An 18752-nucleotide genomic window follows, 5' to 3' on the forward strand; every position below is an offset into this window, starting at 1 on the left:
CAGGGTGCTAGTGGCTCATCATAACGTGGACTTAAAGAAATTATGGCGCCGTACAGGCCTATTCATTCTCGGTTTGCTCGTTATTGGCGTCGGCTTAGCCATTTTGGTTGATCAAGGCAAACGGCACAATTTACTTCCCCCCGAGACCATTGACCCCATTAAGGCCCTCATTGTACTCATGATCGGCGGGGCCATCTCGTACTTGCTCGAACGCTATCTGTTTCAATTGGCTGCTAGGGCGCTAGGAGCCAACCGCACCACGTCGTTACGCTTTTTGATTCGCTTGTTTCTCTTATTGGCCGTCATCTTGTCGGTCTTGGCCGCCTTTGGAGTTGGCCTCTCCTCCGTCGTCTTTGGCGGCGCCTTTGTCACCGCCATCATTGGTCTTGCCGGCCAAACAATGTTTGGCAACCTCATTGCCGGGATCGCCATCTTGGTCTTTCACCCGTTTGAAGTGGGAGACCGCATTAATTTTGTGGCATGGCAATACCCCGTGCTCATGCCGTCGTTTCCCCATGAGGCACTTAAACCGACTTATAGCGGCGTGGTCACGGACATTACCCTCATGTATACATCTTTGGCAACCGACACTGGCCCGACGATGGTCATTCCCAATGGCATTATCATTCAAGCCGCGGTGGAAAATATGGCCCACGCCAAAAAGCGCATCTTGCGTATGCGCTTTGATGTCGATATGGCCATTGATCCGGCAGAGTTGCTGCCACGCGTGGAAAAATTGCTCAATACGTTAGGCTTTGTGGGCAGTACGCCCCGCATTATTGATGTCACGCCCACCACATTTGCTCTGCTGTTGGTGGTTGACACGAAATTGCGGAGTGACGACGAGGTCCGCCATCAAATTTTTGGCCACCTCGTACCCATGATTCGCCACTTGGCCCATCCCGATTCCACCGAAAGTGGGAAATCCTAACGGCTTTTGAAAAAGCCAATCACCTTCGACATCTTTTTTAGGTATTAGCGGTTTATATAAAACAACGAAGCGCCATGTGCGTTTCTGGCCTGATGCTATTCAACAATCCACAATTAATTTAAGGCGCAATTATCCTAATGTATCGCCAATAAAGGGCGTTTCAATATGCGTTGCTTACCCTTAATTGGGTTTTGTGGCATGAGAGCACACGCCCTACGCTACACCACGCATGTTTTTAGGATGTGGCATCTATGACGGTCGAGGCTGCAAAGAAGTCACATACATAATGCCCGGTGATGCAATCAGTACGTCATAAAGGCCCGCAATCCGTGCGGGCCTCAAAGAACATATTCGTCCAATGAAGAAAGAGAGCCCTATACATTTTTACTCAAGGGTATCCTTGCGATTTCATGCCGGGCGAGTCGATTAACCGCATCACCTCTCCATTCATGATAATCAACACAGGTGCCCAGAAAACAGAGACCTTTAATGTTTGACCGAGCGCATCCGGCAGTGCCATGGGCATAGTCTGTCTTTCGAAAAATACCCAACTCAAATGGTCGTCGACTAAACCCATGTAGGCAGCCGGTGTCAGCGACGCGGCTTTTATGGCCTCAGCAGGTAGAATCCCCCCAGCGATGCAGCGACCAACCACATGCGGCAAATCTACAACAGGCTCTTGCTGCCATGTCGAACGGGTTAGATCGGTACTGATGGTGTCAGGATCCAACCCCGCTGCATGAGCTTCCGCAAACACCTGCCATGCAAAATGATGACGGCCATGGCCAACGTCCAACAAGACCTGTCGACTTCTAGCATTAGACAACGCACGAATCCGTGTTTCCAGATTCTCGCCTTCTGTCAAAGGCGCATAGATATGCGTAAGCACATCTCCTGGCCGAAGACTGGAGGCGACCAGCTCCGTCGGTAGAAATGTCGCTGTCCAATGGACCATCAGGGGAACATGAAAATGCTCCGCCCATAATAAGCCCGACTGCAGAAGGTCTTCGTCATCCTTGCGGTCATTCTGACCCAATCGGATCTTGAATCCCAAAAAGCATCGAGACATGTGGACCGCGTGAGCGGAGGGCTTAGCCATGTGAAGCATCGCCTCACGTAATCTCGGTATCTGCGGAAAAGGTTTTAACCCTTCAGGCAACAGGGACACCCACCACCGAACAGATTCAAACGGGGATGGATTTTCATAAGTCCAAGAGGCCCAACCGTAAGTTCCTGCATCAGCCGCATGGCGAACTCCTGATTTCTTTAACCACGCCTCGGGAACCCCTATGGAGTCATTGTTTCCCCGGTCAATATGGGCGTGCAGGTCGACCAGACCTGATACGACAATTATATCTTCCCGAAGCGACACGTACCGATCCTCAGTCCCTTTCACATCCACTTTGAGTTCCTCTAACGGCTGCACTCCCCCTTCAGTCAGTCTCTGACCTCCGGTAAAGGTCCACTCTCCCACCTAAGTCACCTTCTTCTACGCTATTGCGAAATGGCTTCAAGCTGCGCGTTATTGGTACGGGGGCCAAAAAATCCTATTGTAATCGCTACAATCGCCATCGCCAATCCGATCGTCACAAACACGCCATTGACACCATAATGCTGAAGAACCACCGCAATCAAGAAAGCCGTTAGCATGGAACTCAATCGACTCCAGCTATACGTAAATCCAATTCCCGTCGACCGTGCCCGGGTCGGAAACAACTCGGATTGATAGGCATGAAACGTTGCAGAAAAAGCATTATTAAACAATGTAATTCCTACCCCTACGAGAACAATCAGTAACGGACTTCTCACATGGGCAAACAACAATCCCAGGGCCCCAATAGACAAACTCTCAATCACAATTAACCACTTGCGCTGAACCCGTTCAATCACTAGCATGGCAAACCACGGACCCACCGGATTGATAACGGCGATAAGAAACGTATAGAACAAGCTGTGCAACAGAGTAAATCCTTCTTTGAGCAACAAAGTGGGAACCCACGCAGCAAATCCATAAAACCCGATTGTTTGAAAGAACTGGAAAATCATCATCATGATTGTGCGACCGCGGTATGCGGGTTGCCAGATTTCGCGGAAAGGATTGTCGGACGCCACCTCAGGCAAAGCTGGCAAAGGGGCGGGCAAGGGAGCATTAAGTTCTTCCCTCACACTTTGCTCAATGCAGCTCATAGCCTTATCCGCGTCTGCGACACGTCCATGAAGCGAATACCAGCGGGGCGATTCGGGAATCCGCAAGCGGATAAACCAGACGATAAGAGCTCCCAACGCGCCAATCAGCACCACCCATCGCCAGCCTGACAGTAAGATATGGGTCGGAACCAGTACATAGGATAGGAATGCAACCACGGGAACAGCGGTATAAGTAATAACTTGGCTGAAGGCGATATACTTTCCTCGAGTGTTATGCGGTACTACTTCCGTAATATAGGTGTCAATGACGACTAGTTGAGCCCCGATTCCAATCCCAGAAAGCGTGCGAAACGCTAAAATCCACCCAACCGAAGGAGACAGCGCCATGAGTGCTACAAAAAATGAATATAAAATCAAAGAAAATGTGAATACCGTTTTTCTTCCCCACAAATCGCTAATAAGGCCAAAGCCAATGGTTCCGACGAACATACCTGCAAAACCTAGTGAAATAAACAAAGTGAGATCGGCCAAAGTAAACATTTTAGCCGACAACAAAGCCGCCCCCACGTACCCAGCCATGAAAAGGTCATAAAACTCAAACCATCCGCCCATGGAGATCAGGGTGACAAAACGCCGGAAATAGTGGGTAGGCGGTAAACGGTCCAACCGCGCGGCAATGGTTGCGGGCGCCGTTTGAGCAAAATCACTCATAATAATTGCCTTCTTTCCAATAAATTTACTTGCGCGATAATTACGGGCACAAAACACTTAAGGAGCGAAAATCCCCATACAAAACAATGGAGCCGCATTTTACTAGCTGACGATCTGCGTCAGCCACTCCTCCGTATCCGCAAGACGCTGAATATCTATCCCCGTGTCATATCCCCAACCCTCGAGCCATGTGACGAGTTTGACCGAATTCAAATTACCAGGCGCATTAGGAGCAAAAGGACAGCCTCCTAGTCCTGCAAGCGCCGACTCAAATCGTCGGATTCCTAAATTTAGAGCCGCTTTCACATTCTCCTGCCCCAAGCCAGCACGGTCGTGAAAATGTATTGCCAGAGGCACATCGAGCACCGCCGCCTGCACACCCCGAACGATGCGATCGACCTTCTCAGGAGTCGCCACCCCAACCGTATCCGCAAGCACAATTTCACAAGCACCAGCCGCCACATAACGTCGGGCAATTTCAGCCACCACCTCTTCTCCACCGACTTCTTCCGAGTAAGGGGAGCCAAACGCGCAAGAAACGGCCCCGCGCAACTTCATTTTGTTGTTGGACTGTTCGGCAAGCGATTCAAACTCCCGCAAAGAGGCCTCAAGTGGACGCCCCACATTATCTTGTTGGTGACGCGGGCTAGCGGACACAACGTAAGTCAAATAGTGCGCATGGGTAAGCTTTGCGCGATCATAACCCCGCCTATTGGGAATTAGCGCAATCCACTGCGCAATGCTGGTTGGCAGCCGAGACAAGACTACTTCCGCATCAGCCATCTGCGGCACCATCTTGGGAGACACAAACGATGCCACTTCAATCCACTGCACACCGGCCTCTACTAGCCGGTTGACCAATTCAACCTTGATAGCCGTTTCCACAAACTGGTCCAAATCCTGCAACCCGTCACGCGGTGTCACGTCAATAATTCTGGCTACACCCATTTACCGGATCACTCCTTCCGCTTTGAGACGGTCGATGTCAATCAAGCTTCTGCCCAGTACCTGCTGAAGGACGTCGGATGAGTCACGCCCCACCGCCCCCCCCGCCAAGAGAATTCTGCCAGGCGTCGCACTGAGACGCGGCACCACACCCAGCATTCCGACGAATTCTCCTTGATCCGCAGGAACACGCACCATCATATCTCTTGCCAAGAACTGTGGATCTTGAGCAATGTCCTTGGCACTCATAACCAAACCGGCAGGGACTTGAGCAGTCGTGAGCTTTTCCAATACGAGGGTAGCCGTCAAAGATGAAGTCCATTTTGTGATAACTTCATCTAGCACATCAGCATGTTTCACACGCTGCGGATTGTCCGCAAATCGCGGATCTGATAACAGGTCGACTCTATTCATCGCTGACGCCAAGGCCGCAAACGTCCCCTCCGTATTCGCACCGATAGCCACCCATGATCCGTCTGCTGTAGGATAAGTGCCTGAGGGAGCTGCCCTGAGCAGCTGATTACCTGATCTCTCCTGAATGATTCCTTCATTAAGGTATTCGGGCATCATCGCTTCCGTTAGACTCAGTACGGATTCTGTCAGGGCCACATCTACTAGCTGCCCTTCCCCTGTATTATCTCGATGCCTCAAAGCGGTGAGAGCACCGATGACGCCATATAGGGCGGCCAGTTCGTCACCTAGCGAGACGCCTGTGCGGACTGGTGGGCGGTCTGGATAGCCAGTAACATAACGGATGCCTCCCATCGCTTCCGCAATGTTTCCAAAGCCCGGACGGTCTTGGTAGGGACCTGTCAATCCGTGGCCAGTTATCTGCACATACACCAAGGAAGGGTGATTCTCTTTTAGTCGACTATAATCCAGACCCCAGTTGCGAAGCGTTGCCGGTCGCAAGTTGGCAACCACAACGTCTGCCCATCGAGCAAGATCTCTGACTATAGCCTGTCCCTCCGGTTTTTTAAGGTCCACCGACACTAATTGTTTGTTACGGGATTGCATTTGCCACCACCACGAGGAGCCAGTAGGCGACACTGCCCCCCATGCACGCAGATTGTCACCAGATGGGGGCTCAATCTTAATGACTTCCGCGCCAAAATCTCCCATAATTCGTGTCGCCGACGAAGCTGCCACAAGCGATCCAATTTCAAGCACTCGAAGTCCTTGCAAAGCCGTTTTCTGCTCAGTCATTCTCTCACCTTCTTCATGCCAGAGACTCATCCCACTGACTTTCAATAGCGCGAGCAGCCTTGAGTAAATACTGCACCATTACAGGCAACGCCTCCGGAGAGAAGCGACTGATCGGGCCCGATAACGCCAGAGAAGCTTTCACCTGGTGGTCTTGGCCCCATACCGGAACGCTGACCGAGGCCAATGCACTGTCGCGTTGCCCTAAACTCACAGCGAATCCATCACGCCGAATTTGCTGCCACGTTTCCTCCGAAGGCCACTGAAACAGTTCACTACCTCCGAAAAACCGGATTGATTCAGACCATAACCTCTTTCGTTCCGATTCCTCTAGCCAAGCCAGCAAGATATAACCGGACGAACCCGCGTGGAGCGGCAACGGCTCGCCAACGGAAATGCTGTGGCGCAAAAGCCCAGGCCCTTCCACCCGCACCGAACAAATTCGAATGGCACGTACTCGGACGTAAATAGAAGCGGTTTCCCGAGCACGCTCCACTAGATGTTCAAGGACCTCCTGGCCGACATCAGTCAACGACTGGGCCTTCAAGGCCCTAGCCCCCCACTGCGCTAATCTCCATCCCGGAATGTAATGCCCTTGACGCCGAGAAAGAATTCCTTCTGCAACAAGAGAATCCAAAATACGGTGCAAGGTGGGCCTGACAATATTGAGCTGACGACTCATTTCGGAAACCGACACAGCTTCACGGTTCACCGATAAATAATCGAGAACTTGACCAATTTTCGTCAGCACAAGGATGCTAGAATTTTCTTCTGTCTGCATTATGGACACCTCATCCGTATTATGGATACAGTACTATATTCGCCAAGTATTTAGTGAATTCCTGCATACTCTCTCTGTTTTGAAAAAATTTTCCTTTTGCGTAAGGCCTTCTCTATAACACACGTTTTCCAACTCAGTGGCAGCCTCTATGCCGCCTAAGAATTGCAGGTAGATCTCTAAGAATGAAATAGAGCTTCGTATCATCAGCTGTTTTGCGCAAGCGATTTGGAGGATTCAGCCGGAAAGTCCGTTCTAAAATTCTTCAATAGTTTCTCACATCAAGATGCGGTCGTCGGTATGGAGAGCAGGCTCAGCGCCCATAAGAGTTCTTGGTATCAGCGGCGCTTCGGGAATCTTAGATATCAAGACGCGAGCGGAGAATTTTCGATTACTGCTGTGACTTAGAAAGAAATCGTTAGAGATCATTGCGGATCACAAATCTGAACATGGAATGCCCTAAGTTATACGAGTGGATTACGGGGGGTCACTCAGGAAAGGCCCCCCATTCCCCCAATATCCCTAGTCCCTCTTGCAACAGTGTAACAGTATGCATCTCTGGCGCGCACAGCGCCGTGTGGGGCAAAGCCACCGGCTCGGTGATAGTCACCGGTCCGGCCATTGTGGACCATCGGGTCCACTCCTCGGTTGGCGGCATTTGGGTAAAACATAAGGGCTGGCCAGAGACAGGATGCGGGAACGATAGGCGCACCGCATGCAAAAGCTGCGAGGTAAAAGTCCCCTTTGCGCGCGAATAGAGCGGATCTCCCACCACCGGATGGCCGACGCTGGCTAAATGCACCCGGATTTGATGCGTTCGCCCTGTCTCCAATCTTAGCTGAACCAAACTTACCTTGTCCCATGCCGCGAGCGTCCGGTAATGGGTGCGCGCTACGCGCCCCCCATAGGCCACCGCCATTCTTAGGCGGTTGGCAGGGTCTCGGCCAATGGGCGCATCAATGACGCCGGCGGGTTCAGGCAATGTGCCCGTGATGACCGCAATATAATCCCGGTGAACAACCCGTTCTTGAATCATCACCGATAAGCGGCTGCGAATCTCTTCGGTGCGCGCCAGTACCATCAGTCCCGTCGTATCGCGGTCTAGTCGGTGCACCACCCCAGGCCGAAAGTCTTCGCCGCCCGTACCTAATAACGGGGCCAAACGGTGGACAACGCTGTCATCTTCGTGGCCATGACTGGGATGCACCACCAGCCCTTTGGGCTTATTCAGCACGATAATCGCGTCGTCACGGTAGATGACCCCGGTTTCGTCGACCGCCCTTGCCGCATTCCACGGCACCGGTGCCGGTTCGGCTGACAAGGCCTCAATCTGCACCCAGTCGCCCGCTTCCACCACATAACTGGCTTTGGCTTTTTGCCCGTTGACGGCTACGCGGCCATCCTTAATCTGGCGTTGCCAAAACGTGCGGGAATGACGCGGATTCCATATCATGAGCAGTCGGTCCAACCGTTGACCCGCTTCATGGGCCTCAACCCGCTGCCCTGTTTCAAGACTCTCCACGTTTGTCTTGCCTCCAGTAGTAGTAGACGCCAAGTGCCATCCCCACCACAATCGCAGAATCGGCCAGATTAAAGACGGGCCAATCAATGACATGGATATAATCCACAACGCGTCCGGATATGATGCGGTCCCACAAATTTCCGGCCGATCCCCCCGCTAGCAGGCCCAAAGCAACCATCATGGGTCCTGGCAGATCGGGATGTCTCACGGTGTATACGACGATGGCAACTAACAACGCGAACGCAACAAGAATAAAGAGGGGGGTCCCCCCTCTCAACAAACTAAAAGCCGCCCCATTGTTTAGAATGTAGGTCCACGAAAGCACCGGCGGCAAGACGGGAATACTTTGCCCCGGCACCATCGTCCTGGCAATATGGTCTTGAATCAGTAAATCAGCCACGAGAATGATCGCGGCAATAACCCAAACCCCAGCTGCTCGCTTGGACATCAAAGCATCACCTGCAACACATCATGGCAGCGCTCGCAAAGATCGGGATATTCCTCATGGGTTCCAACATCGGGCGTGTACCGCCAACATCTTTCACAACGCTGCCACGTCGTGCGTTCCGCCTGGGCCTCCAACGTTTCACCAACATGGGCCACAATGTCAGCAGCCATCGTCATTTCGGTCAACAAGGCCCGGTCTTCCTTCGTAAATGGCGGGTCAGACACGGGGATCGTCAACGTGACGACGCCTTCTAACGCATTACCGATGGTTTTGTCGGCGCGGACGCGTTCTAGGGCTTTTAACACCACTTCTCGGTATCGTAGCATCCGTGTCATGCGCTCATCTTCTTCGGGTGTATAGCCAACCGCCCACACATCAGGCCACCGCAGCAAATGCACGGACATAGGCGCATCGACCTCTTTGGGCGCGTACTGATACACTTCATCGCTGGTAAACACCAAAATGGGAGCCACCAAACGCATCATTACGTCCAAGATGTAATGCAGCACATACAACGTTTCTTGGCGCAAGGGATCATTGGGTGCCAGCGTATATAAACGGTCTTTGATGACGTCTAGATAGACACTTGACAAGTCCGTGGTCACCAGATGCAGCAAGCTGTGCACTACTTGATGAAACGCGTAGCCTTCATAGGACACCCTCGCTTCGCCGCTCCAGCTGTTGACCGTATGCACAATCCAGCGATTTAAAGGATCGGCCAAATGCGGACGCGCCTTGCCCGCGCCGTCAAATCCTGCTAGATTGCCTAGCAGAAACCGAAACGTATTGCGAATCTTACGGTAGCTTTCGCCCAACTGCCGCAGGATTTCGTCAGAAATCCGGACGTCATTGCGGTAGTCACTGCTGGCCACCCATAACCGCAAAATGTCCGCCCCATACTGCGCCACGATATCCATGGGGTCAATGGTATTGCCTAACGACTTGTGCATTTCTTGTCCCGATTTGTCAAGAACCATGCCGTGGGTCAAAACCATGTGATAAGGCGCTTGATCTTTTGCGGCCACGGCGGTCGTTAACAAACTATTGAACCACCCACGATATTGATCGTTGCCTTCTAGGACCAAGTCAGCTGGCCATTTCAAATGGCGGTGTCCCGCTAAGACCGCAGCTTGGCTCGAACCCGAGTCCAACCACACGTCAAAAATGTCATGTTCTTGCACTAAATCACGGCTGCCGCATTCAGGACATTTATAGTCTTCAGGCAAAAAGTGCTCGGGACCTTGCTGCCACCACGAATCGGCACCTTCTTGGCTAATAATACCCGCGATATGGCGAATGAGCGGAGCATCGAGAACGGCCGTATGACAGGACTGGCAGTAAAAGGCGGGAATGGGTACGCCCCAGACCCGTTGGCGGGAGAGACACCAATCCTGGCGATTTTCCACCATCTGCCGCATTCGGTCCCCACCCCACTCGGGATCCCACTTGACGGAATAAGTAGCTTCCGTCAGCTTTTCCCGGACCCGGTCAATGGACATGAACCACTGCTGAGTCGCCCGGAAAATAACGGGATTTTTGCACCGCCAGCAATGGGCGTATTGATGCTCTAACGGCTCCTCGAGTAGCAGGGCTCCCACCTCTTGAAGTTTGTCAATGACCACCGCATTGGCATCTTGGTAGAATAAGCCCGCGACAAGCGGCGTGCCGTCTACATAGATTCCTTGGTCGTTCAATGGCTGCACAACAGACAAGTGATACTGACGCCCTGCCTCAAAGTCTTCCATCCCGTGTCCTGGTGCCGTGTGCACTAAACCGGTTCCACTTTCACTGGTGACGTGATCACCTAAAATCAAAGGGACATCATGCCCTAAATAGGGATGGGTGGTTATAACACCTTCCAGTTCCCGCCCGGGCCAAGGGCCATAAGTGCCCACAATCGTCCATCCCATTTTCTGCGCGAGAGTTTCCGTCAAATCCACGGCGACCAATAAGGCGCCAAATTCCTTGGTCTCCACAACGTGATACAAAATGTCAGGATGCAAGGCAATGGCCACGTTTGCCGGGATGGTCCACGGGGTCGTGGTCCAAATCACCGCGCGCGTTTCTGCTGGCAATAGGCCCCTACTCTCTTTAACGGGAAATGCCACATAAATCGCGCGCGACCGGTGATTATGGTATTCAATCTCGCCTTCGGCCAGGGCCGTTTCACAATGCGGGCACCAATAAACCGGCTTTAAGTCCCGGTAAATTAATCCCTTTTCCACCATTGCTGCAAATACTTCCAACTCCGCGCCCTCATATTCAGGACTCATCGTGATATACGGATGCTCCCAGTCCCCCAAAATCCCCAACCGCTGAAACTCTTGGGTCATGAGCCCAATATAGTGCCGGGCCACCGCCGCACATTCCTTGCGCAGTGCCACAGGATCAATCTGGTGCTGAGAAACTCCCAATTGCTTTAACGCTCGCATTTCAATAGGCAGTCCGTGCGTATCCCACCCGGGCACGTACGCCACATCGTAACCGGCTAAGGTCCAGTAACGATTTATCATATCCTTGAGGATTTTATTTAAGGCCGTTCCCGTGTGAATATCGCCGTTGGCATAAGGCGGCCCATCATGCAACACAAACTTTTCGTCATGCGCCCTTTGTTCACGTTGCGCTTGATATAACCCTTGCGCCGCCCATGCGGCGAGCCACTCAGGTTCTTTCGCGGGCAAATTGCCTTTCATTGGAAATGACGTTTTCGGCAATTGCAGCGTCGGTCGGTAATCCATAATCACCCTCCTAAATAAAATAACGCCCCTGGCGTAAGGGACGTCGTGGCGCGGTACCACCCTTGTTCCTCAGATCCTCGCAGCAGATTCTGAGGCGCTTAGACAGATAACGGTCGCCTGCCGGCCCGGCTACTGTCAGTTCACCAGGGCACTCTTGGGGGATCAATATGCCTATCATGGTCTGGATTGCACCAAAACTCCAGATCTCTGAGCCAGCGGACAAGCACATGGTGTCCCAATCATTGTGTTGAGCGTTTTTCCCATTTTAACATAGCTTTGGCGGCTAGCAAAACGTGGATAGACACACCCGTTATTTCTTCCGGGTCCCCCATGCCTTGCGAAACGCCCGCGGGAGATTACACGCGGCCTGGGCATAACGGATTACGCATTCCCGCATTCTCTCTTTAAAGAAATGCCCTAAGAAAGGCATCGCCGTCACCGCAAAGCATAGGTATCACCGCATGCGGAAAAGAGACCATTCCCCATTGAAATTCCGCACCTTTAGCATCATATTTTATGAGGAGGTAGAGGTGATTAAATCGTCCTCACCGTATATAAGATCATGTGCAAAGGCACCGCAAAGACAAGATCGGCTTTAGTGCACGTCCCACCGCTTTCCTTGATGGATAGAACAGGAGGAATTCCATGGCGAAACTCATGGTCATCATTGCATCGGGCCCCGATCAACCTGCCAAAGTCAAAGCCGGTTTAGGATTTTCCATCGTGGCCCAACAAAGTCACGAACTGGAAGAGGTGAAGGTCTGCTTTTTTGCCGACGGCGTTGATGTGCTAACAGAGAGCCACCGCGGGCAGTTTGCCAAATTGGTCGACAAAATTCAAGAACTCGAGATTGTTACGATAGCCTGTCAGATGCACGCAGAACAAAAAGGCATTGCCGACGAAATCCGCCGTGTCGACCCGCAAGTCGACGTGCATTATGTCGGGGCCGATTTGGTTCAAGCGATAAAACAGGGATTCGAAATGGTGACCTTTTAGGTCTATAAGGCATAATCGTCATAATGATGCATTGCGTCTTACGAGTAGAAATCAAACTAGGGTTGCTCATGTCGTGATCCGCGTCACGACCCGCATTTCACGGGGCAGCAATCTTCTTTTGCAGAGAAAGGCGCCATGCTTTGGCGCTACCTTGTCCCCACACGCCAGTAAGTCTTCTTTCCATCATTAAGCTCAAAATTCTATCGACGGCAGGCCTTTGAAGGCCTGCTTCATGGCGTCGAAAAATGCCGTGCCAGCCTTTACTTCCCTGCCTGAAAAGGCTACAGCCTTTTTTCACAGACGCTCAGTGACAAGCAGTCCCCCTTTCGAAGGCTTTAAGATACAATGGAACCAACTTTCCCGTCCAAAGCATGGTGTGTCACGACTGAGGTTAAGAAGCGGCGGGATACTTTTGAGGTGATAAGATGTCAGCGTTTCCTTTAAGCCGGGCTTTTGCGGAATCACTGGACCGTGCCGCGCCCCTAACGCAGTTCCGTGACGAGTTTCCCATGGCTTCACAATGTCTTTATCTAGACGGCAACTCATTAGGTCTCTTGTCCCGCCGTGCAGAAGCCTCTTTACTCGCCATCTTGGACAGTTGGCGGACCTACGGCATTGATGGGTGGTCGACCGGATCTTACCGCTGGTTTGACCTGTCTGAACACCTCGGACATATGATGGCGCCCCTAGTAGGGGCACAGCCCCACGAAGTCATCGTCACGGGATCTACCACCGTAAATTTGCATCAACTGCTGGCCACCTTTTATCGCCCTCATGGCGAACGCCGAAAAATTTTAGCTGATGCGCTGGCCTTCCCGTCGGACATCTATGCGATATCCAGCCACTTATTGCTGCACGGTCTCTCCCCTGATGAGGCGTTAGTGCAAGTGCCCAGCCATGATGGCTTTACGTTGTCCGAAGATGACATTATCGACGCCATGACACCTGACGTCGCGCTCGTTTTATTGCCCTCGGTTCTTTTCGTCAGCGGACAATTGCTCGATATACCCAAGTTAACGGAGGCTGCGCATGAACGCCATATCATAATTGGCTTTGATCTTGCCCATTCCGTAGGCGTTTTACCTCATGCTCTCTCCCAGTGGGGTGTCGATTTTGCGTTTTGGTGCACCTACAAATATTTAAACGGAGGTCCCGGCAGTGTCGCTGCACTGTACGTCGCAGAACGCCACCACGGCATACGCCCTGGGCTTGCCGGATGGTTTAGCTCGGATAAAACAGTGCAGTTTGATATGGCCCACCAGTTGATTCCCGCCCCTGATGCCGGGGCCTTTCAAATCGGCACGCCACATCTTCTTAGCCTTGCGCCCCTCATCGGGTCGTTAGAAATGTATTCGGAAACAACCATCGATATCATCCGCGCCAAATCCGTGCAACTCACGCACTATCTCATGGAATTGGCCACCGCGCGCCTCAAAGATTTTAATGTACGGGTGGTAACGCCTCAAGAGGAGACGCAACGCGGTGGACACGTCGCCCTGGCACACCCCGAAGCCGTTCGTATCTGCAAAGCTCTCAAAGACCGTCAGGTCATCCCCGACTACCGGCCGCCGGAAGTTATCCGCTTGGCGCCGTCTCCACTGTACACCACATACACCGATATTTGGGACACGGTCGATCACTTATGGCACATCATGCATGAGCGCGAATATATGCGGTACCCACAAGAGCGAGAAGTAATTTCCTGACTAACGCTTACTGGCAACTGTTCATAAAAACGCTCCTTGATATAATTTCTTAGTAATTGTCCCACCCTAAAAAGGCGGGTACAGGAGGCCGATCAAATTGTTCCATTTCATGGACAAATGATATGAAAAACTGACGATTAGTTTGATATAGAACATAGTGCCCCATAACAATGCGATTAACGAGTCCGTTAGCATGCAAGAGATTTAAATGACGCGAGACTGTACTAGGACTCAACCGCAAAACATGGGCAATCGAACTAGTCGTGCCCATCGTCCCAAAGAGATGCCGAAGAATGAGAAAGCGAACGGGCTCGCTCATTATCTCCAACAATTGCGGCAATCGCTCTGAGGTCGCAATTGGACTTGCCCAATTTATAATAGATTGTGATTGATAGGTAATACTTAATCTAGACTCCAACTGTTCAACCCATAAATGCGGCCAACAAAATACGCTAGGAAACATCTCAATCTGAATACTATTCGATAATGTCATCTCGATGTTCCATGGGATCATTATACGAATAATCCCATCATCACAATCATAGCGAATCCGGGGAGATATGGATTTCCACCAGGTGGCGGGAGCATCTTTAACCGAAAGAAGTCTCATTTTTACATCCTGTTGCATCTCAGAGTAAATTTGTGTCCAAACAGCACTAAATTCTCGCTCCCAAAATTCCTGCATAAGCATGCCAATATCGCGCCACCATGGATCTTGAGACCTCTCCCAACGGCTCCACCAGTCTGGCCGCACCATTTCTGCCCAGCCTTCCCACTCGGAGTGACGAGCCATGCGACGGTCAAACGCACCTGTCCAACGCTCTTTGAAATGGTTGAAGAGTTCCTGCCAATGGTCGCCCGACAGCGCCATATAACTTTCCCACTCTTGCTGAAAACTTATATTTTGCCCCACGCCCAGTAACGGCTCTCCAGGAGTATCCAGTCCAATCAACAAAAAAGGAGAAACCCGCTCCAATTTCGTGATGAACGCAGAACCTAACCTTTTTCGAACACCTAGTGCCCACCGAAGAAAAACTCCATGATGGTTTGGATTAGCCAGCACATGCAAAGCCCATCGCAATTCTCTGAGTGGCGAAAGATGAAAAGAGATATTCTCGTTTCATATCGGTACGAGAATCAATGCTAGTATTATACTGCAATCTTTACGTTACCGTCTCCTCTACATTGTCGCAATCACAACAGATTTGCCCAACTTGCCGTATGAGTCGTCTTACTGTCCCTTGGTTCCGTTTTCGACCGCAGTGCAATTCTCGGTAACCTCTTGGCTGACTTACTCTATGCTGTAGTAGATCCGAGAATACAGACCGCGATCTTGTATTTTCTTTATGCGATGCCGACGTTTTGGTTAGGCGTACTTATGGTTTCAATTTTCGCTATTGATTTAGGGTGGTTTCCGGCTGAGGGATTATATAATCCGCTTCTTTCTCATGCGACTGTGGTGTCTTATATCTTGCACATGGTTTCAACACATGATCGATCTTCTCTCCCCGATGTGCAGCCTGATAACTACCAATAACAATTGCCAATATATGAGAAATGGCAATGGCTGTTACCACAAGTATCAAAGTACGTGGAAGATTGACCGCAATAAGACTCGCAACAGACTGGTGATAAGAATAGGCATACCCTAAATTGCCGCGAAGCAACTGACCTACCCATATCAGATATTGAACCCATAAGGGTTTATTGAGACCTAAAGATCGGTTAATTTGAGCGATAAGTGCAGGCGTCGCCTTATCGCCCAACATCATCACTGCAGGGCCGCCCGGAACCACATGAATGAGCACAAAACTGACAATTGATAACAGAATAAGAGTCGGAATGGCTTGCATGAGACGGTGCAGAGCAAACTTCATCATTGTTCGTTACCTCCCGCAGCATCCAAACTCATACGGGCATCAAGGGCTGCCCTCAATCCATCTCCGATAAAACTTATGGAGAGAATCGTCCACAGAACCGCAAGTCCCGGCGGATAAATTAACCACCACGCATGCTGAGGAAGATACGCCATGGAGTCCGCTAACATCGCCCCCCAATTGGGAATAGGTGGTGGCAACCCCATCCCCAAAAAGCTCAAACTGGCAATCACCAAAACCGCATCTGCAACCATAAACGTAGTCGCCACGATCACAGTTCCCATGATGTTTGGCAATAAATGCTTAAGTGCAATGTGCAGGGAACCAGCACCAAGGGCTCGTGACGACTCTACAAAGAGGCGTTCTTTTAACGACAAAACCTCCGCCCGCACCAGCCGACTCACTCCATGCCACGACGTAAATGCGATTAAAAGAATGAGTAATTCTGGACTAGGAGTTACCAAAGCATCCAAAAATATTAACAAAAATAATCCGGGTATAGCTCTTAATAGGTCAACAACACGCATCATCAGCGCGTCCACCCAACCTCCCGTGAATCCAGCTACCAACCCATACGCCACTCCTATCGCCATTGCCGAAAAAGCGGCAACAAATCCCACCTCAAGAGACGTTTGGCCCCCCAGCATAAGACGAGCTAGCATATTGCGTCCTAAATTATTAGTACCAAGGGGAAAGTCCAAAGAGGGAGGTTTTAATATCGCGGTTAAATGCAACGTGTATGGGCTAGCTCGATAGAGCATGGGCCCCAAAAACGAAAAACCAAGCAATAAAGTAAGGCCAACCATACCCAGCCGTGCGAGCGGATGGTGCCAAAACACTTTACGAAATCGCGTACCGGAAGAACGCATAGCCGGCATGAAATCAAAAGATTCCAGTTCCGGCGATGCATCTCGAATTGAATCGGTGTCGATCATGTCACATCACCCTCTTTGTTCCACTTTCCGCCATCTTTCCGTCACAGTCTATTATTGGCTTACCCACCAATACTGTGGTGAAATCGCATCTGTGAAGTTATTTGCAGAGGACCGTACTCCATGAATGTTATTCTCTATCTCTCCAAGGCCCTGGGGAACTGGCATCCAAAGGTTTGGCAACTGCTGAGCAGCAAACATTTGATACGCATCTAATGCCTTCTGGGAGTCAGCAGGGCTCGGTTGCGGTGAGTGAGTTGCAGCAATCAATGAGTTCATCTTACTATTAGAGTACCCGTAAAAGTTGTATCCTCCGCCCGTAGAGTACATGCCGCCTCCTGTCGGATAACTTCCTCCATAACTCCATCCAAGACCCGTTTGGATCTCCCATTTTGTGGGCTGGTGATGATATTGCAACATCGAAGCAAAAGGCAAAGGGCTCAATGATACGTGGATGCCCTCTTTGGCCCAATCCTGCTGCATAATTTGAACCATAGCCAAAACCGTGCTACTCCCAGAGTCATATTGCATATTGAAGGACAACTGCTGGCCCGCGTTGTTGGTCATGATACCGTGTACTAGATGCCACCCATTTTTCTCCAAAAGCTGCTTGCCCTTTTCTGGATCATAGGAATAGATTGGCTTAATGAGTTGCGGTGCCAAAAATGTCCTAGGGTGTAAGGGAACGGGACCGGTTCCCGGAACGCCCATGCCATTATATAGAGACTGAATGATGGCCGTTTGGTCGATACCCATTTGCATTGCCTGGCGAACAGGCAAAGAACGGAAAATATTTCCCACTTGCGGACTCTTAAAGTTCAAGATTGTCCTATCTATACTGTAACTATATGAGGTATTAAGAGTATCGTGAGGCAATTGACTACGCACACTATACATAGAAAGGGGTAGATAGCCAACCTGGACACCGCCAGTCTTTAACGCATTTACTTCAGACGTCTCTGAGGTTTGATAAGCTAGCACAAACTTGTTCACATAGGGTAAATGGCCATCATAGTGCTTATTCGGTGTAAAGGTCCACGATACATTTTGCACAGCACTGGTAAGACGGAACGGCCCATCTATCACTTTAAAAAAGTTAACATTATTCCCGTTACTCGCCAAATAACTCAATTCTAGGTTAATATTATTGGGGTAGCGATTCCACGCCTGTTCGGGTAACGGTATAAAGTCACCCAACCCGTTGTATTCAAACCATGTCTGGTTAACAGGATTGGTAAGTGTAATTTGAAATTCGTGAGTGCCCAACACCTGAAAACTTTTTATTAACTGCGGCACCCCCCCAGAATCTGCGCCAGCATATGGCCATGGGGCAGGAGCAGTGGGGGCACTCGCGGCTTTAATCAAATTCCACGTAAATTGAACATCCTCTGCGGTCACTGGTGATCCGTTAGACCATTTCCACTTTGGATTCATTTTAACCGTGTAGACCGTTCCCTCTTTGTTCCATGTAATGGCACTGGCTATACTACGCCCAAAATCGATGGTGCCGTTTGGAGCAATATGAAACAATCCTTTATACATAAGGCTCGCAGCCCATGCATCGTACAAACTGTTATAGGCCACCGGTCTCAATGGCAAATACCAGTTAATAGCAACAAGAGGACCTAACGCCTGAATAATTGTGCCACCATGCTCCGGCTTATTAACAGTCGCGGCTGGCGTACTTGTTGTTGAACTACCGCACCCTGTCATGGATAATAATCCAAGGCTCACACTAGAAACTAAAATAATAGGTGCCATGCGACGACGGAATACTTTCATGAGTAGCCTCCTCAATTAATTCAATAAATTCGGTG

At 50.7% G+C, this 18752-nt stretch carries 15 protein-coding genes; 3 read left to right on the plus strand and 12 right to left on the minus strand.

From position 1 onward, the window contains the following. Positions 1–10 precede the first annotated feature (10 nt). Positions 11–931, plus strand: coding sequence for a mechanosensitive ion channel family protein (locus tag CO251_RS13710; protein WP_103376387.1), 921 nt, complete (start codon positions 11–13; stop codon positions 929–931). A 388-nt stretch (positions 932–1319) separates the two neighbouring features. Here CO251_RS13710 and CO251_RS13715 read toward each other — a convergent pair whose 3' ends face one another. The 8 genes from CO251_RS13715 to ileS all read right to left on the minus strand — a co-directional run bounded on the left by CO251_RS13715 (position 1320) and on the right by ileS (position 11424). After that, a complete protein-coding gene (locus CO251_RS13715; protein ID WP_103376388.1) occupies positions 1320–2405 on the minus strand; it encodes a hypothetical protein in 1086 nt (361 codons plus the stop codon). Positions 2406–2425: 20 nt separating this feature from the next. After that, positions 2426–3790, minus strand: a complete 1365-nt coding sequence (locus CO251_RS13720; protein WP_103376389.1) for an MFS transporter — start codon at positions 3788–3790, stop codon at positions 2426–2428. A 102-nt stretch (positions 3791–3892) separates the two neighbouring features. Further along, positions 3893–4738 (minus strand): hydroxymethylglutaryl-CoA lyase, encoded by an 846-nt coding sequence (locus tag CO251_RS13725; RefSeq protein ID WP_103376390.1) that lies wholly within the window; start codon positions 4736–4738, stop codon positions 3893–3895. Further along, on the minus strand, positions 4739–5941 hold the full coding sequence (locus tag CO251_RS13730; RefSeq protein ID WP_103376391.1) for a CaiB/BaiF CoA-transferase family protein: 1203 nt from the start codon (positions 5939–5941) through the stop codon (positions 4739–4741). Positions 5942–5954: 13 nt separating this feature from the next. Further along, positions 5955–6719, minus strand: a complete 765-nt coding sequence (locus tag CO251_RS13735; RefSeq protein ID WP_103376392.1) for an IclR family transcriptional regulator — start codon at positions 6717–6719, stop codon at positions 5955–5957. A gap of 484 nt (positions 6720–7203) precedes the next feature. After that, complete coding sequence (locus CO251_RS13740; protein WP_158246357.1) at positions 7204–8238, minus strand: RluA family pseudouridine synthase; 1035 nt, start codon at positions 8236–8238, stop codon at positions 7204–7206. Beyond that, positions 8225–8686 carry a signal peptidase II gene (gene lspA / locus CO251_RS13745; RefSeq protein WP_103376394.1) on the minus strand — a complete coding sequence of 154 codons (462 nt, stop codon included), beginning with the start codon at positions 8684–8686 and terminating at the stop codon, positions 8225–8227. Before lspA ends, CO251_RS13740 begins: the two co-directional genes overlap by 14 nt. Next, on the minus strand, positions 8686–11424 hold the full coding sequence (gene ileS, locus CO251_RS13750; RefSeq protein ID WP_103376395.1) for an isoleucine--tRNA ligase: 2739 nt from the start codon (positions 11422–11424) through the stop codon (positions 8686–8688). The genes lspA and ileS overlap by 1 nt, the downstream gene beginning before the upstream one ends. 645 nt (positions 11425–12069) lie before the next feature. On the opposite strand from ileS, the gene CO251_RS13755 reads away from it, so the two are divergent. Then, complete coding sequence (locus CO251_RS13755; RefSeq protein WP_103376396.1) at positions 12070–12420, plus strand: DsrE family protein; 351 nt, start codon at positions 12070–12072, stop codon at positions 12418–12420. Positions 12421–12845: 425 nt separating this feature from the next. Continuing rightward, positions 12846–14126: a kynureninase gene (gene kynU / locus CO251_RS13760; protein ID WP_103376397.1), complete on the plus strand. Its 1281-nt coding sequence runs from the start codon at positions 12846–12848 to the stop codon at positions 14124–14126. Positions 14127–14175: 49 nt separating this feature from the next. Here the strand turns inward: kynU and CO251_RS13765 are convergent, their stop codons facing one another. The 4 genes from CO251_RS13765 to CO251_RS13785 form a co-directional block, all read right to left on the minus strand. Beyond that, positions 14176–15237, minus strand: a complete 1062-nt coding sequence (locus CO251_RS13765) for a helix-turn-helix transcriptional regulator (protein WP_255398172.1) — start codon at positions 15235–15237, stop codon at positions 14176–14178. Between the two features lie 283 nt (positions 15238–15520). Next, positions 15521–16006 (minus strand): ABC transporter permease, encoded by a 486-nt coding sequence (locus CO251_RS13775; RefSeq protein ID WP_207654689.1) that lies wholly within the window; start codon positions 16004–16006, stop codon positions 15521–15523. Then, complete coding sequence (locus tag CO251_RS13780) at positions 16003–16938, minus strand: ABC transporter permease (protein WP_242968615.1); 936 nt, start codon at positions 16936–16938, stop codon at positions 16003–16005. Before CO251_RS13780 ends, CO251_RS13775 begins: the two co-directional genes overlap by 4 nt. Positions 16939–16989: 51 nt before the next feature. Further along, the gene (locus CO251_RS13785) at positions 16990–18717 is read right to left on the minus strand and encodes a peptide ABC transporter substrate-binding protein (protein ID WP_103376399.1); all 1728 of its coding nucleotides are present in this window, start codon (positions 18715–18717) and stop codon (positions 16990–16992) included. Positions 18718–18752: the final 35 nt, after the last annotated feature.

This window comes from Sulfobacillus sp. hq2, from assembly GCF_002903155.1.
In the GTDB taxonomy this organism is placed as follows: domain Bacteria; phylum Bacillota; class Sulfobacillia; order Sulfobacillales; family Sulfobacillaceae; genus Sulfobacillus; species Sulfobacillus thermotolerans.

Coding starts and splice junctions, on each gene's coding strand:
- CO251_RS13775 (WP_207654689.1), bottom strand. CDS start 16,006: ATGATGAAGTTTGCTCTGCACCGTCTCATGCAAGCCATTCCGACTCTT.
- CO251_RS13755 (WP_103376396.1), top strand. CDS start 12,070: ATGGCGAAACTCATGGTCATCATTGCATCGGGCCCCGATCAACCTGCC.
- kynU (WP_103376397.1), top strand. CDS start 12,846: ATGTCAGCGTTTCCTTTAAGCCGGGCTTTTGCGGAATCACTGGACCGT.
- ileS (WP_103376395.1), bottom strand. CDS start 11,424: ATGGATTACCGACCGACGCTGCAATTGCCGAAAACGTCATTTCCAATG.
- lspA (WP_103376394.1), bottom strand. CDS start 8,686: ATGTCCAAGCGAGCAGCTGGGGTTTGGGTTATTGCCGCGATCATTCTC.
- CO251_RS13785 (WP_103376399.1), bottom strand. CDS start 18,717: ATGAAAGTATTCCGTCGTCGCATGGCACCTATTATTTTAGTTTCTAGT.
- CO251_RS13730 (WP_103376391.1), bottom strand. CDS start 5,941: ATGACTGAGCAGAAAACGGCTTTGCAAGGACTTCGAGTGCTTGAAATT.
- CO251_RS13725 (WP_103376390.1), bottom strand. CDS start 4,738: ATGGGTGTAGCCAGAATTATTGACGTGACACCGCGTGACGGGTTGCAG.
- CO251_RS13780 (WP_242968615.1), bottom strand. CDS start 16,938: ATGATCGACACCGATTCAATTCGAGATGCATCGCCGGAACTGGAATCT.
- CO251_RS13720 (WP_103376389.1), bottom strand. CDS start 3,790: ATGAGTGATTTTGCTCAAACGGCGCCCGCAACCATTGCCGCGCGGTTG.
- CO251_RS13735 (WP_103376392.1), bottom strand. CDS start 6,719: ATGCAGACAGAAGAAAATTCTAGCATCCTTGTGCTGACGAAAATTGGT.